Source organism: Rhodoferax fermentans (assembly GCF_002017865.1).
In the GTDB taxonomy this organism is placed as follows: domain Bacteria; phylum Pseudomonadota; class Gammaproteobacteria; order Burkholderiales; family Burkholderiaceae_C; genus Rhodoferax; species Rhodoferax fermentans.
On record NZ_MTJN01000002.1, the window covers coordinates 4,283,948 to 4,297,514 of the forward strand.

At 60.3% G+C, this 13,567-nt stretch carries 16 protein-coding genes; 3 read left to right on the forward strand and 13 right to left on the reverse strand.

Annotated elements, in window-relative coordinates; genetic code table 11:
• Nucleotides 1-118: 118 nt before the first annotated feature.
• The 4 genes from tldD to tyrS form a co-directional block, all read right to left on the reverse strand.
• Nucleotides 119-1,579 (reverse strand): metalloprotease TldD, encoded by a 1,461-nt coding sequence (gene tldD, locus RF819_RS19960; protein WP_078366571.1) that lies wholly within the window; start codon nt 1,577-1,579, stop codon nt 119-121.
• A gap of 76 nt (nt 1,580-1,655) precedes the next feature.
• A complete protein-coding gene (gene rodA / locus RF819_RS19965; RefSeq protein ID WP_078366572.1) occupies nt 1,656-2,810 on the reverse strand; it encodes a rod shape-determining protein RodA in 1,155 nt (384 codons plus the stop codon).
• 27 nt (nt 2,811-2,837) lie between these two features.
• A complete protein-coding gene (gene dtd / locus RF819_RS19970) occupies nt 2,838-3,296 on the reverse strand; it encodes a D-aminoacyl-tRNA deacylase (protein ID WP_078367088.1) in 459 nt (152 codons plus the stop codon).
• Nucleotides 3,297-3,524: 228 nt separating this feature from the next.
• Complete coding sequence (gene tyrS / locus RF819_RS19975) at nt 3,525-4,769, reverse strand: tyrosine--tRNA ligase (RefSeq protein ID WP_078366573.1); 1,245 nt, start codon at nt 4,767-4,769, stop codon at nt 3,525-3,527.
• A 142-nt stretch (nt 4,770-4,911) separates the two neighbouring features.
• On the opposite strand from tyrS, the gene RF819_RS19980 reads away from it, so the two are divergent.
• Nucleotides 4,912-6,282 carry a peptidoglycan DD-metalloendopeptidase family protein gene (locus RF819_RS19980; RefSeq protein WP_143541779.1) on the forward strand — a complete coding sequence of 457 codons (1,371 nt, stop codon included), beginning with the start codon at nt 4,912-4,914 and terminating at the stop codon, nt 6,280-6,282.
• A gap of 47 nt (nt 6,283-6,329) precedes the next feature.
• Nucleotides 6,330-7,466 carry an anhydro-N-acetylmuramic acid kinase gene (locus tag RF819_RS19985; RefSeq protein WP_078367090.1) on the forward strand — a complete coding sequence of 379 codons (1,137 nt, stop codon included), beginning with the start codon at nt 6,330-6,332 and terminating at the stop codon, nt 7,464-7,466.
• Between the two features lie 64 nt (nt 7,467-7,530).
• Here the strand turns inward: RF819_RS19985 and erpA are convergent, their stop codons facing one another.
• The 5 genes from erpA to rplM all read right to left on the reverse strand — a co-directional run bounded on the left by erpA (nt 7,531) and on the right by rplM (nt 10,019).
• Entirely contained in the window at nt 7,531-7,896 is a 366-nt protein-coding gene (gene erpA / locus RF819_RS19990) for an iron-sulfur cluster insertion protein ErpA (RefSeq protein ID WP_078366574.1), read from the reverse strand.
• A 57-nt stretch (nt 7,897-7,953) separates the two neighbouring features.
• Complete coding sequence (locus RF819_RS19995) at nt 7,954-8,364, reverse strand: bactofilin family protein (protein ID WP_078366575.1); 411 nt, start codon at nt 8,362-8,364, stop codon at nt 7,954-7,956.
• Between the two features lie 10 nt (nt 8,365-8,374).
• Nucleotides 8,375-9,094, reverse strand: coding sequence for a hypothetical protein (locus RF819_RS20000; protein WP_242472690.1), 720 nt, complete (start codon nt 9,092-9,094; stop codon nt 8,375-8,377).
• Nucleotides 9,095-9,188: 94 nt separating this feature from the next.
• The gene (rpsI, locus tag RF819_RS20005) at nt 9,189-9,581 is read right to left on the reverse strand and encodes a 30S ribosomal protein S9 (protein ID WP_078366577.1); all 393 of its coding nucleotides are present in this window, start codon (nt 9,579-9,581) and stop codon (nt 9,189-9,191) included.
• Between the two features lie 9 nt (nt 9,582-9,590).
• Nucleotides 9,591-10,019, reverse strand: a complete 429-nt coding sequence (gene rplM, locus RF819_RS20010) for a 50S ribosomal protein L13 (protein ID WP_078366578.1) — start codon at nt 10,017-10,019, stop codon at nt 9,591-9,593.
• 198 nt (nt 10,020-10,217) lie between these two features.
• Here rplM and RF819_RS20015 point away from each other — a divergent pair, with 198 nt between their 5' ends.
• Complete coding sequence (locus tag RF819_RS20015) at nt 10,218-11,216, forward strand: 23S rRNA (adenine(2030)-N(6))-methyltransferase RlmJ (protein WP_078366579.1); 999 nt, start codon at nt 10,218-10,220, stop codon at nt 11,214-11,216.
• 1 nt (nt 11,217) lies between these two features.
• Here the strand turns inward: RF819_RS20015 and RF819_RS20020 are convergent, their stop codons facing one another.
• From RF819_RS20020 to RF819_RS20035, 4 genes are read right to left on the reverse strand one after another with little or no spacing between them, the layout of a single operon-like run.
• Nucleotides 11,218-11,844, reverse strand: coding sequence for a 2-hydroxychromene-2-carboxylate isomerase (locus tag RF819_RS20020; protein ID WP_078366580.1), 627 nt, complete (start codon nt 11,842-11,844; stop codon nt 11,218-11,220).
• A complete protein-coding gene (locus RF819_RS20025) occupies nt 11,841-12,089 on the reverse strand; it encodes a DUF1289 domain-containing protein (RefSeq protein ID WP_078366581.1) in 249 nt (82 codons plus the stop codon). Before RF819_RS20025 ends, RF819_RS20020 begins: the two co-directional genes overlap by 4 nt.
• Nucleotides 12,089-12,604, reverse strand: a complete 516-nt coding sequence (locus RF819_RS20030) for a YbaK/EbsC family protein (protein ID WP_078366582.1) — start codon at nt 12,602-12,604, stop codon at nt 12,089-12,091. The genes RF819_RS20025 and RF819_RS20030 overlap by 1 nt, the downstream gene beginning before the upstream one ends.
• Nucleotides 12,601-13,512 carry a hydroxymethylglutaryl-CoA lyase gene (locus tag RF819_RS20035; protein WP_078366583.1) on the reverse strand — a complete coding sequence of 304 codons (912 nt, stop codon included), beginning with the start codon at nt 13,510-13,512 and terminating at the stop codon, nt 12,601-12,603. Before RF819_RS20035 ends, RF819_RS20030 begins: the two co-directional genes overlap by 4 nt.
• Nucleotides 13,513-13,567: the final 55 nt, after the last annotated feature.

Below are 13,567 nucleotides of genomic sequence, written 5' to 3' on the forward strand. Positions count from 1 at the left end.
CGTTTTATCTGGGTACGTTCAGGACTCTCGGCCGCCGAAAGGGCTGGAGAACCAAAAGTAGCTAAAGAAAAAGGTCACAGATAACATGGTCAAGACTGTAGCACAGTCGCCAGGGGTGTCAGGCGGTGCCGCCCACGGTCAGGCCGTCGATGCGCAAGGTCGGTTGCCCGACGCCCACCGGCACACTCTGGCCTTCCTTGCCGCAGGTGCCCACACCGCTGTCGAGTTTCATGTCGTTGCCGATCATGCTGACGCGCTTGAGGCATTCCGGCCCGCTGCCCACCAGGGTCGCGCCCTTGACCGGGTACTGGATCTTGCCGTTCTCCACCCAGTAGGCCTGGCTGGCAGAGAACACAAACTTGCCCGAGGTGATGTCCACCTGCCCGCCGCCAAAGTTGGTGGCGTACAAGCCTTTTTTGATGCTGGCGACAATTTCCTCAGGCGCTTTGTCACCACCAAGCATGTAGGTATTGGTCATGCGCGGCAGCGGCACATGGGCGTAACTCTCGCGCCGACCATTGCCGGTGGGCGCCACACCCATCAGGCGCGCGTTCATCGCGTCCTGGATGTAGCCTTTGAGGATGCCGTCTTCAATCAGCACATTACACGCGCTGGCATTGCCTTCGTCGTCCACATTGAGGCTGCCACGGCGGTCTGCCAGGGTACCGTCGTCGAGCACGGTCACACCTTTGGCGGCCACGCGCTGGCCGATACGGCCGCTGAACGCGCTAGAGCCTTTGCGGTTGAAGTCGCCTTCGAGGCCGTGGCCAATGGCTTCATGCAGCAGGATGCCGGGCCAGCCCGGGCCCAACACCACGGTCATTTCACCAGCCGGTGCCGGACGGGCTTCTAGGTTGGTCAAGGCTGCACTAACCGCCTCGTCCACATACTTTTCAATCAGGGCATCATCAAAATAGGCAAAACCAAAACGACCGCCACCACCGGCCGAGCCAACCTCACGACGGCCTTTCTGCTCGGCAATCACCGTCACACTCAAACGCACCAGCGGGCGCACATCGGCGGCCAGGGTGCCGTCGGCACGCGCCAGCAACACCACATCGTGTTCGGCTGCCAAGCCAGCCATGACCTGCGCCACGCGCGGGTCCTTGGCGCGGGCGAGTTTTTCCACCTTTTCCAGCAGGGCCACCTTGGCGGCACTGTCCAGGCTGGCAATCGGGTCTTGGCCACCGTACAACGAGCGCGAAGACGCTATTTTTTTGGAAGCTACTCGTGCCTTCCTGCCAAGGGCTGCAGCTGAAATGGTCCGTACCGTGTTGGCGGCATCCATGAGCGAGGCCTCGGAGATATCGTCCGAATAAGCAAAGGCGGTTTTTTCGCCACTGACCGCGCGCACACCCACTCCCTGATCGATGGAGAACGAGCCGGTCTTGACAATGCCTTCTTCCAGGCTCCAGCCCTCGCTGCGGGTGTACTGAAAATACAGGTCGGCTTCGTCGACCTGGTGCGCCTTGATGGCCGCCAGGGCCCGGCTCAGATGGGTTTCATCGAGCCCAAACGGGGTCAACAACAGAGACTTGGCAACGCCCAGGCGTGCAATGGTGGGTTCACGTGAAATCATGCCCTGGATTCTAGGGCTTGGGGTCCTGGGCGGCCGACGCCGCAAGTCCGCAACCCCAAGGACCTTGCGGCATCCCTCAGGACTGGACCAGCCGACGCGACTTGGCAATCGACATCAGAATGCCCAGGCCCAGCCCGAGTGTCACCATCGCGGTGCCACCATAACTGATGAACGGCAGTGGCACCCCCACCACCGGCAAGATGCCGCTGACCATGCCCATGTTGACAAAGGCGTAACAGAAAAAAATCATGGCCATGGCACCGGCCAGCAGCCGGGTGAACACGGTCGGGGCTTCGAGGGCGATGGCCAGCGCCCGCAGCACCAGGAAGATGAAGGCAGCAATCAGCAGCAGGTTGCCGACCAGGCCAAATTCTTCGGAAAACGCGGCAAAAATGAAATCGGTGGTGCGCTCTGGGATGAACTCCAGATGGGTCTGTGTGCCCTGCATGAAACCCTTGCCCCAGACCCCGCCCGAGCCGATGGCGATCATGCCCTGGATGATGTGAAAACCCTTGCCCAGCGGGTCGCGCGTGGGGTCCAGCAGGGTGCAAATCCGTTGCTGTTGGTAGTCGCGCAACATCACCCAGCGAACCCCGTCGGCGCACAACTGGGGCTCATACACCACCAGCAAGGTGATGCCAACCAAGCCCAGCAACAGCGGTGGCGCCACCAGCTTCCAGCTCAGTCCCGCAAAAAAGATCACCGACATGCCGGCCGCCAGCACCAGCAAGGAAGTGCCCAGGTCTGGCTGCTTCATGATCAAACCCACTGGCAGCGCCAGCAACAGCCCGGCCACCAGAAAGTCCAGTGGGCGCAACTGGCCTTCTCGCCGCTGGAACCACCAGGCCAGCATCAAGGGCATGGCAATCTTGAGGATTTCACTGGGCTGGATGATCACCCCGACATTGAGCCAGCGTGTGGCGCCTTTTTTGGTGATCCCCATCACGGCCACAGCAAGCAGCAGGGACACCCCCACCACATAGAGCGGCACCGCCAGACTCATCAAACGCTGCGGCGGTACTTGGGCCACCACAAACAAAATGGCACCAGCAATCAGCATGTTTCGCCCGTGGTCCATAAAACGGGTGCCGTGGTCATAACCCGAGGAGTACATGGTGAGCAGCCCCGCGCAGGCCAGCAAGATCACCCCAAAAGCCAACAGACCGTCAAAACCGGCCACCCAGGGGGCCAAGCGACGCAGCAGCGAGGGACGTTCAAAAGCGAAGGACATGTTGGGATTATCCGGTGCCAGAGCAGCTCACGCCGGCATGCGCAGCGGAATCGTGACAGGCCCGTCGTTCACCAGATGGACCTGCATGTCGGCACCAAACTCACCGGTCTGCACCACCGGGTGCAAACGGCGTGCCTGCGCCACCACATGCTCAAACCAGCGCCGGCCCTCATCGGGAGACGCGGCAGCGCTGAATCCTGGCCGGTTGCCGCCCGAGGTATCGGCGGCCAGCGTGAACTGGCTCACCAGCAACAGGCCCCCGGCATGCCCCTGACCGTCCATGTCCTGCAGGCTGTGGTTCATCTTGCCAGCGGCATCGCTGAAGATGCGCAACTTGAGGATCTTGGCCAGCATCCGGTCACACACGGCGGCGTTGTCGCCGGGCTCGGCACACAGCAGCACCAGCAGGCCAGCGTCAATCGCACCAATCACCTGACCAGCCACTTCGACACGGGCCGAGCGCACCCGCTGCAACACCGCGATCATGGGCGCCAGGCTTTCATCACACGCCATCCCATCCGCATGGCGCGGCAGGTGTTGGCAAACGTTTTGGAGGGATCAGTTGGGGTCTGCATGAGGGAGGCGTGTCGACAAGCTTTGGCAACGAAAGTTCTGGGAGGCAAACGAAACACTATATTTTATATAGCTTCTATCCCTTATCCAATAAGGGCTAGAGGCACAAAACACTCGCAACACAGCGCCCCATCCAAGCCCTTAGCCCAGGGTTACCCGTGCGAACTTGCGTTTGCCCACCTGCAGCACATAGGTGCCGGCGCCCAGCTTCAGGCCCTTGTCGCTGACCACATTGGCGTCGATGCGGACACCACCACCGTCGATCAGGCGGTTGCCTTCACCACTCGATGCGGCCAGCCCGGCCGATTTCAGCAAGGCACCAATGCCCAGCGCCGCACCACCTTCGCCCAGTGGCAGGCTGATTTCGGGGATCTCATCCGGGATACCGCCTTTGCTGCGGTTGATGAAGTCCTGTTCGGCCGCGTCGGCGGCGGCGGCCGAGTGGAAACGCGCGGTGATTTCTTTGGCCAGCGCCACCTTGGCGTCCTTGGGGTTGCGCCCGGCAGCCACCTCGGCCTTGAGGGTCGCAATCTGGGCCTCGGACTTGAAGCTCAAGAGCGTGTACCAGCGCCACATCAACACGTCGGAGATGCTCAGGCACTTGGCAAACATGGTGTTGGCGTCTTCGGAAATGCCGATGTAGTTGTTCTTGCTCTTGGACATCTTCTCGACGCCGTCCAGGCCTTCGAGCAGCGGCATGGTCAAAATGCACTGTGGCTCCTGGCCATACTCGGCCTGCAGCGTGCGGCCCATCAGCAAATTGAACTTCTGGTCGGTGCCACCCAGCTCCAGGTCACTCTTCAACGCCACGCTGTCATAACCCTGCATCAGCGGGTAAATGAACTCGTGCACGGCAATCGGCGTGCCGGCCTTGAAGCGGTCATGGAAGTCGTTGCGCTCCATCATGCGCGCCACGGTGTAACGGCTGGCCAGCTGAATCAGGCCACGAGCGCCCAGCGGGTCACTCCATTCGCTGTTGTAACGAATTTCGGTTTTGCTCGGGTCCAGCACCAGCGAGGCCTGGCGGTAATAGGTTTCGGCGTTGACCTTGATCTGCTCGGGGGTGAGTGGCGGGCGTGTGCTGTTGCGTCCCGACGGGTCACCAATCATGCTGGTGAAGTCACCAATCAAGAAGATCACCGTGTGGCCCAGGTCCTGCAGCTGGCGCATCTTGTTGAGCACCACGGTGTGGCCGATGTGGATGTCAGGCGCGGTGGGGTCCAGCCCGAGCTTGATGCGCAGTGGTGTGCCATTGGCGTGGGAACGCGCCAGCTTCTTGACCCACTCCTCTTGGGGGATCAATTCTTCACAGCCGCGCAGCGTCACCGCCAGCGCCTCACGGACGTGATCAGAAACGGTAAAGTCAGGGGTTTGGGTCGTAGTCATAAGGGTTTTCCCGCATGCATCCTGCGGGTAGGGGTTTATACTCAGTCGCTGTTTTAAGCGTGATTTTAAATGGGTGTTTTTCGGGGGTTTGAGCAGCTTTTGGTTGCACGCAATCCACGTACGCCAACAACAGGATGCTCCCTTGATCAACTCAGCCCTGAATCGTGGCCACGCCTTGCTGGTGAGCTCCGTGGCCACCGCCACCAAATACCCCAAACACCTTACCGCGATTGTCACTGCCACCTTGCTGGCAGGCGGCGGCGGCGCTTGGGCGCTGGCCTCGCTCGGGCCGGATGTGTCCGAGCTGCCAGTGCAGATGGTGCTGGAGGCGGTGCAACCCCAGTTGCCAACTGAGACGGCAGAACTTGGCGCCGCCTCCCTGAATCTCTACCGCTCAGACCTCACCCGCACCACCGACACCGCCGACACCTTGCTCAAGCGTTTGGGAGTGGATGATCCGCAGGCCGCGCAGTTCTTGCGCAGCAACCCGATGGTCAAGCAGGCTCTGTTCAGCCGCAGTGGCCGCCACGTCAGTGTTGAAACGGTGGACACCCACCGACTTGGCAAACTCAGCGCCCGTTGGAGCCCCGACGAGGGCACCCATTTCCAGCGCCTGGTGGTGGAGCGTGATGCCAAGGGGTTCAGCGCACGCCTGGAATCTGCTCCTCTGGTGGCCAGCACACGCTTAGCCAGTGGCACCATCCAATCCTCTCTGTTTGCGGCCACCGATGAAGCGGGCTTGCCCGATGTGGTGGCCAGCCAATTGGCTGAACTGTTCTCAGGCGACATCGATTTCCGCCGCGCACTGCGCAAAAATGACCGCTTCAACGTGGTTTACGAGGTGCTCGAAGGTGACGGTGAACGGCTGCGCACGGGACGCGTCCTGAGCGCCGAATTTGTCAACGCGGGCAAGGTGTTCCAGGCCATGTGGTTTCAGCCACCGGGCAAGGACAGCGCCGGGCAAGCCTACCGAGGCGGCTACTATGCCCTGGATGGCCGCAGCCTGCGCCGTGCTTTCCTGAGTGCACCCGTGGCCTTTTCGCGGGTCAGCAGCGGATTTGCCATGCGTTTTCACCCGATCCTGAACCAATGGCGACGCCACCTGGGCACTGACTTTGCAGCCCCCACCGGCACCCCAGCTCGCACCGTGGGTGATGGTGTGGTGAGTTTTGCGGGTGTTCAAAAAGGTTATGGCAATGTGATCTTCGTCCAGCACCGCAATGCCACCGAAACCGTGTATGCCCACTTAAGCAAAATTCTGGTCAAGCGCGGCCAGGCAGTGACACAAGGTGACACGATTGGTTTGGTTGGCTCGACCGGTTGGGCGACCGGCCCCCACCTGCATTTTGAGGTGCGTGTCGCCGGGGTGCAGCATGACCCGATGACCATGGCGCAAAAGAGCGAGACCGTGCCCGTACCCGCCGCCGCCCTGCCGGTCTTCAGACAGGTCGCCAACAATGTGAAGGCCCAGTTGCAGGCAGCGGCCAGCATACAGTCCACCCGCTTTGAGTGAGTGTCAGGGCGCGAGCCTGGCTTGATACCTTGGTGATTCGCAGCAGCATGGCAGAGTATTACATCGGCCTGATGTCGGGCACCTCGCTGGACGGGGTCGATGGTGTTCTGGTGGATTTCTCCGGCACCAAGCTCCGCATACTGGCACGCTCATCCCAAGCATTTGACGCCCAGTTCCGCACCGAACTGCTGGCACTCAACAGCCCGTCAGACGACGAACTGCACCGAGCTGCCCGCGCTGGCAACCAGATTGCGGCAGCCTATGCCCAGGTGGTCAATACCCTGCTCAGCCAAGTTGCCGCATCTGGAATAGGTGCCACCAACGTCTGCGCCATTGGCGCGCACGGCCAGACCGTGCGTCACCAGCCCCACAGGATATCCAACGAGGCATCGGGTGCGGGCTACACGCTGCAACTCAACAACCCGGCCCTGTTGGCCGAACTGACTGGTCTCACCGTGGTGGCCGACTTTCGCAGCCGCGACATCGCCGCCGGGGGCCAGGGCGCGCCGCTGGTGCCGGCATTTCACCAGCATGTGTTTGGACAGGCCAACACCATGGTGTCGGTGCTGAACCTGGGTGGCATCGCCAATGTGACGGTGCTGCCTGCCGACCCAAGCGAACCGGTGCTTGGGTTTGACTGTGGCCCGGGCAATGCCTTGATGGATGCCTGGTGCCAACAGCAGACCGGCCAGCCCTTTGACACCGGAGGCGCATGGGCCGCCAGCGGGCAGTGTCTGCCCGAGCTGTTGGCACAACTGCGTGACGAACCTTACTTCAACCAGGCCCCACCCAAAAGCACGGGCCGTGACCTGTTCAGCCTGAACTGGTTGCAGACCAAACTGCAGGGCTTTGCCAATGCACGCGGCCAGGATATCCAAGCCACCCTGACAGAATTGACCGCCAGCGCTTGTGTGGACTGCATCAACAACTATGCAAAAGAGAGCAAGTTGCTGGTTGTGTGCGGCGGCGGGGCCTTCAACACCGAGCTCTTGAGGCGCCTACAGGCCGGACTGCCTCAGCTACAGGTCGACACCTCGGACCATCTCGGCCTGCCTGCGCTCGACGTGGAGGCAGCCGCTTTTGCTTGGCTGGCTCGCCAGGCCATCCAGCGCCAAGCAGGCAACCTGCCCAGCGCCACCGGTGCTGCGGGCCCCAGGATCCTCGGGGCCATTTACCCGGCCTGAGCAGCACAGCCAGGCATAAAAAAACCGCCGAATAAGGCGGTTTTTTTGGGCCGTCAGGGCTTGATCAGGTCGAAAAGCTCGAGCCACAGCCACAGGTGCTGGTGGCATTGGGGTTCTTGATCACAAATTGGGCACCTTGCAGGTCTTCCTTGTAATCAATCTCGGCCCCGACCAGGTACTGGTAACTCATGGCATCGATCAACAACGACACACCGTTTTTGGTCATGGTGGTGTCGTCATCATTGACAATTTCATCAAAGGTAAAACCGTACTGAAAGCCAGAGCAGCCACCGCCCTGCACAAACACCCGCAACTTCAGATCAGGGTTGCCTTCTTCAGCAATCAGGTCAGCCACCTTCGCGGCCGCGCTGTCGGTGAACAGAATCGGGGCGGGCATTTCGGTTTGAATGGCTTCAGCAACAGCGCTCATACAGGTCTCCAGGAAATTGAGTGGGGCAATCCTACAACAAGTTGATCAACAGCAGGCTCACGGATTGTTTGCCGTCAATTTGAGTGTGGGCTTTTCCTCCAGCAGCTCCTGCACATCGTCGACGATGGGGCACAGACGTCCGTCCACCATGGCACCCTGGTGCATTTCGAGTATCTTGTAGGTCACATCACCCGTGATACGTGCCTTTGGCTGCAGCTCCAGCAAAACACGGGCATGCACCGGCCCACGTACCTGCCCGTTGACAATGACATGGTCCGCCAGCACTTCTCCGGTCACCACCGCCGACTCCGAGATCACCAGGATGCTGGGCTGCTCCGCCACACCTGTGACATTGCCCCGGATCTCACCATCCACACGGGAGCCGTCGCTGAAACTGAAATTGCCATCCAACTGGCAGCCCTGGGCAATCAGACTTTTGATGGGCGGTTGCTTCTTTTTATTGAACATGAGACACCTTTTAGGGGATGGGAGTGGTTTGCTGCGCACGCACAGTTTGCCCATTCAGCACTTTGACGGTGACCGATTTCACCAAGGTCTGTGCAGGCGGCGAATACACACCCTCAACCCGTCCGTATTGTTTGATTTTGACATTCAGAGCACCACCGACTGGGCTGCCCGTCCAGGCTTTGCCATCGGCCAGGCCTGCAAACACCAGCTCCAACCGACCTTCAAATTCAACCGGGTTTTTCACCCCTTGAATCACCAACACCTGCCACTTGAGATCACCAGAGGCCAAGCGCTCAGCCTGCAGCCCACGGATGGCCAGTGCGCCTGCGTTGCCGTCCACGGTTGGGATCAATTTCTCAAAAAAGCCCAAATCATCTTTGAGCCGCTGGTTCTCCAGCATCAATTGCCGGGTGGTCTCGGTCAGCTTGTCACTGGCGACCTTGGCCGTGGTCAACACCGTGTCGGCCGTATTGGCCACCGACTGGGCCTGATCACGCTCTGAGGTCAGGATCTCAATGCGTGCTTTGAGGGTTTCGTTCTCGAACTGCAGCTGTTGCAGTTGCGCCTTGCTGCCGTGGTCGACGCCAGCGATGTCCTTGCCAAGTTCAAACGCCCACAGGCTGATGGCGGCGCAAAATCCTGCCACCAGCGCAAACACCGCCCAGCGAAAGGGCCAAGGCAGCGCGCTGCGCACCGCCATGCGTGGCGCACTGACGGTGAGTCGTCGCATCAACAGTTTGAATCGCATCAGACTGACCCGGACATCAAAATGCAAACAGCCGCCAGAACTTGCATCCAGGCGGCTGTTGTGATCGAAGCAGAGATTAACGCTTGGAGAACTGCTTGCGACGGCGAGCACCGTGCAAACCGACCTTCTTACGTTCCACTTCGCGGGCATCGCGGGTCACGAAACCGGCTTTGCTCAACTCAGACTTGAGAGTCGCGTCATAGTCGATCAGGGCGCGGGTGATACCGTGGCGCACTGCACCGGCTTGACCCGACTCACCGCCACCAGCCACATTGACCATGATGTCAAAGGTTTCGGCGTGGTTGGTCAGCATCAGGGGCTGCTTGCAGATCATGATCGAGGTTTCGCGGCCAAAGAACTTTTGGATGTCTTTGCCGTTGACGACGATTTGGCCGGAGCCCTTCTTCAGGAAAACGCGGGCGACGCTGGATTTGCGACGGCCGGTACCATTGTTCCATTCACCAATCATGTGAGCTCCTTAGATTTCCAACACTTTGGGTTGCTGGGCAGTGTGCGGGTGCTCTGCACCACCGTACACCTTGAGCTTCTTGATCATGGCGTAGCCCAGGGGACCCTTGGGCAGCATGCCCTTGACGGCTTTTTCCAAAGCGCGGCCAGGGTGCTTGGCTTGCATGTCACGGAAGTTGGTGGAGCTGATGCCACCAGGGAAACCGGAGTGGCTGTAATACATTTTGTCGAGGGACTTGGCACCGGTCACGCGCAGTTGAGCTGCGTTGGTCACGATGATGAAGTCGCCGGTATCGACGTGAGGCGTGTAAATGGCCTTGTGTTTGCCGCGCAAACGGAGAGCAACTTCGCTGGCTACTCGTCCGAGGACCTTGTCGGTCGCGTCAATCACAAACCACTCGTGCACGACCTCAGCGGGTTTTGCGCTGAAAGTTGACATGAGATTTCTCTTTTCTACAGAGGGTTTGGAGGGCTCTTTTCCACGGTCGGCGTTCTTCTGATGAGAATCTCTTAGGTGGGGAATCACTCGGCACACGGCCCGTTGGGACGCTACTGAGACGCTTCGCCGCGGAGCCACAAAAGCGCTGCGAAGCCGAGCATTATACAAATTTCCTGGGCAACGCGGTAACATCGAAGGATGTTCAGTTATCGCCACGCCTTTCACGCCGGCAACCATGCCGATGTTCTCAAGCACACTGCCTTGCTGGCGGTGCTGCGCCACATGACCCAAAAGGACACGGCGCTCAACGTGTTTGACACCCATGCCGGAGCGGGCCTGTACCGACTGGACGGCGACTACGCCCAAACCAGCGGCGAGGCGGCCGATGGTTACCTCAAACTGCTGGCCGCCCTCGCGCCCTCGGCCTCTACAGAAAACAAGGCGCCAGCCCCCACCCCTCAAGGACAGGCCGCTACGAATAGTGCAGCAGCCAAACCTGGCGCAACCAAAAGCGCCAAGCCAGCCACCGTGGCCCCGGCGTTGCAGGACTACCTGGACCTGGTCGCCAGCTTCAACAAGGCCGGCAGCCACAAGGTGTACCCGGGCTCACCTTTCATCATCCACCACCTGCTGCAGGAGCGTGACCGGGATCGCCTCAAGTTGTTTGAGATCCACCCGACCGATGCCAAAACCCTGGGCGCCAACATCGCGCAGCTCAATGCCGGGCGCTCGATCGCGGTACTGCAGGAAGATGGTTTTGAAGGTCTTAAGAAGTTTTTGCCGCCACCGTCGCGCCGGGCACTGGTGCTGTGTGACCCGAGCTATGAAATCAAGAGCGACTACCCACGTGTGGTGGACATGCTGACCGACGCGGTCAAACGATTTGCCACCGGCACCTACATGGTCTGGTACCCGATCATCCCGCGCCCCGAAGCACACGACCTGCCGCGCAAGCTCAAAACCCTGGCCAACCGCGAAAAGCTGCCCTGGCTCAACGCCACACTCACCGTCAAATCCAGCAAGCTGGGCCACGACGAGGCCGGTGAGGTGGTGCGCCCCGGCCTGCCCGCCAGCGGTGTCTTTGTGATCAACCCGCCCCACACACTCAAAGCAGCGTTAACTGCCGCGTTGAGCCAAGCTGCGCAGTTTCTGGCGCAGGGCAAACACAAGGCGTTTGAGGTGGAGTCGGGCAACTAGCTTAGGGCCAGCTGCGAACCTGATCGGTAGCCGCCCAGGCACTGTTGAACCAGGCATTACCCTGCAGATAGGCCTTGAGCATCGGCAAGGCGTCCAGACCCCAGAACAGTTTGCCATCCACCTCGAAGGTGGGCACCCCGAACACCCCTTTGGCAATGGCATCGTCGGTATGGGCGCGTAACTGGGTTTTGACCAGCTCTTCATTGGCATCACGCTTGGGAGCCAGCTGCCCGGTCAGCGTCTGCAGGCGGTCTGCATCCGCCGCATCAGCCCCCCCTTGCCAGACATGGCGAAAAATCGTTTCGCACACATAACGGTTGGGTAAGCCGGACTCGCTGCAGGCCAGCGCCAAGCGCAGCAAGCCAATCGGGTTGAACGGATGCTGCGCTGGCAGTTGCAGCTCCAACCCATGTTGATGCGCCAGCCACAACACATGGCGGTAGGTCCATTCGCGTTTTCCGGGAATCTCGGCCGGACCCAGCTGGCCATGGTGTTTGAGCAGCGCGGCGAACAGCACCGGTTTGTAACTGACGCTGTAACTCTGCCCCATCAGCGCCTCGGGCAGGGTCTCAAACGCCAGATAGGCGTAAGGCGAGATGAAGTCCAGGTAAAACGTGATGTGTTTCATGCGCTGTGCTGCGCCAGGCGCGCCTCGATGTTGAGCCAGATGGCGCGGCGTTGCTGGCTGTCCGCATTGCCCCATACGCGGATTTCGTCCAGGGTACGCAGGCAACCCTGGCACAGTGCGGTGTCCTCGTCCATCTGGCACACCGACAGACAGGGCGACGGCACAGGATTGGGGTCATTTTGGCCTCTAGCCCTTATATCTAAAGCGCTAACAGCTAAAAACTTCATAGCATTCTGAGACAGCATCAAAGCACCTCCTGCAGCGCAATGTCAACGATGGGCGCGCCGGTCAGATGCGCCAGGTCATCGGGATGCAACTTGAACACCCCGTGCGGGTGGCCCGCTGCGGCCCAGATCTCTTCAAAACGCAGCAGGTCGCGGTCGATCAGTGTCACAGGCAACGTGGCATGGCCCACGGGGGACACACCACCAATCGAGAAGCCGGTGCTGGCCTTGACAAAGTCGGCGTCGGCGCGGCCGAGCTTCTGACCCTCAGCACACACCAGCGCCTGCACCTTTTTTTCATCAACCCGGCGGTCGCCCGAGGTGATGACCAACACAGCAGCGGCGTCGGGTTTGCGCTTGAAGATGATGCTTTTGGCGATTTGCCCGAGCTGGATGCCCAACGCGTCAGCCGCCTGCTGGGCGGTGCGGGCGGCGTCACTGAGCATCACTGGCGCATGCGGGTGGCCTTTGTCGCGCAGTACCTGGGTCACGCGTAACACGCCTTCGGGCAGGGGTTGGTGACGGGAGTTATTCATGATGTCAATCGTTTAGTGAACAGCGCTTTGCCAGCGCGTGAGTTGCTTGGGCGGCCCAGGTAATCGCTGATGAACTGGCCCGCGTTGATGAGTTGGTCCAGGTCAATGCCGGTCTCGATGCCCATGCCGTGCAACATATACACAACATCTTCAGTCGCTACATTCCCAGTAGCGCCTTTGGCATAGGGGCAGCCGCCCAGACCCGCCACCGAGGTATCAAACTGCCAAACACCCATCTGCAGGCAAATCAGGCTGTTGGCCAGCGCCTGGCCGTAGGTGTCGTGGAAATGGCCCGATACCTGGTTGATGTCAAAGTGCTTCAGAGTCGCCTCCACCGCACGCTGCACTTTCAAGGGGGTGCCCACCCCAATGGTGTCGGCCACACCCACATGCTGCACGCCGATGCCTTTCATGAGCCCGGCCAGGTAGTCCACCCGCTCGGGCGCTATCTCACCCTCGTACGGGCAACCCACAGTGCAACTCATGGCGCCGCGCACAAAAATGCCAGCCTCACGGGCGGCAGCCACCACCGGCGCAAAACGATCGATGCTTTCGGCCATGCTGCAGTTGATGTTTTTCTGGCTGAAGGCCTCGCTGGCGGAGCCAAACACCACAATTTCATCGGGCTTGGACAACAGGGCCGCCTCAAAACCTTTGAGATTGGGGGTCAGCACCGAGTAGCGCACACCCGGCTGGCGAGCGATGCCCGCCATGACCTCAGCGTTGTCGGCCATCTGAGGTACCCATTTGGGGCTGACAAAACTGGTGACTTCGATCTCTTTCAGGCCAGCGGCCTGCAGGCGGTGCACCAGCTCGATCTTGACCGCAGCGGGCACCAGCTGTTTTTCGTTCTGCAGGCCATCGCGTGGGCCCACATCGACCAGTTTGACTCGGAGAGGATAGGACATAAACAAATGCTCAAGCAAAGACGGACACGACAGCCCCGTCCAGTGACACCAACCG

What these genes read in the sequence shown, in the direction of transcription:
- rodA (WP_078366572.1), bottom strand. Translation starts at nt 2,810, where the DNA reads ATGTCCTTCGCTTTTGAACGTCCCTCGCTGCTGCGTCGCTTGGCCCCC.
- RF819_RS20030 (WP_078366582.1), bottom strand. Translation starts at nt 12,604, where the DNA reads ATGAATAACTCCCGTCACCAACCCCTGCCCGAAGGCGTGTTACGCGTG.
- dtd (WP_078367088.1), bottom strand. Translation starts at nt 3,296, where the DNA reads ATGATCGCGGTGTTGCAGCGGGTGCGCTCGGCCCGTGTCGAAGTGGCT.
- rplM (WP_078366578.1), bottom strand. Translation starts at nt 10,019, where the DNA reads ATGTCAACTTTCAGCGCAAAACCCGCTGAGGTCGTGCACGAGTGGTTT.
- RF819_RS20025 (WP_078366581.1), bottom strand. Translation starts at nt 12,089, where the DNA reads ATGCTGTCTCAGAATGCTATGAAGTTTTTAGCTGTTAGCGCTTTAGAT.
- erpA (WP_078366574.1), bottom strand. Translation starts at nt 7,896, where the DNA reads ATGAGCGCTGTTGCTGAAGCCATTCAAACCGAAATGCCCGCCCCGATT.
- RF819_RS20015 (WP_078366579.1), top strand. Translation starts at nt 10,218, where the DNA reads ATGTTCAGTTATCGCCACGCCTTTCACGCCGGCAACCATGCCGATGTT.
- tldD (WP_078366571.1), bottom strand. Translation starts at nt 1,579, where the DNA reads ATGATTTCACGTGAACCCACCATTGCACGCCTGGGCGTTGCCAAGTCT.
- RF819_RS19995 (WP_078366575.1), bottom strand. Translation starts at nt 8,364, where the DNA reads ATGTTCAATAAAAAGAAGCAACCGCCCATCAAAAGTCTGATTGCCCAG.
- RF819_RS20020 (WP_078366580.1), bottom strand. Translation starts at nt 11,844, where the DNA reads ATGAAACACATCACGTTTTACCTGGACTTCATCTCGCCTTACGCCTAT.
- RF819_RS19985 (WP_078367090.1), top strand. Translation starts at nt 6,330, where the DNA reads ATGGCAGAGTATTACATCGGCCTGATGTCGGGCACCTCGCTGGACGGG.
- rpsI (WP_078366577.1), bottom strand. Translation starts at nt 9,581, where the DNA reads ATGATTGGTGAATGGAACAATGGTACCGGCCGTCGCAAATCCAGCGTC.
- tyrS (WP_078366573.1), bottom strand. Translation starts at nt 4,769, where the DNA reads ATGACTACGACCCAAACCCCTGACTTTACCGTTTCTGATCACGTCCGT.
- RF819_RS20035 (WP_078366583.1), bottom strand. Translation starts at nt 13,512, where the DNA reads ATGTCCTATCCTCTCCGAGTCAAACTGGTCGATGTGGGCCCACGCGAT.
- RF819_RS20000 (WP_242472690.1), bottom strand. Translation starts at nt 9,094, where the DNA reads ATGCGACGACTCACCGTCAGTGCGCCACGCATGGCGGTGCGCAGCGCG.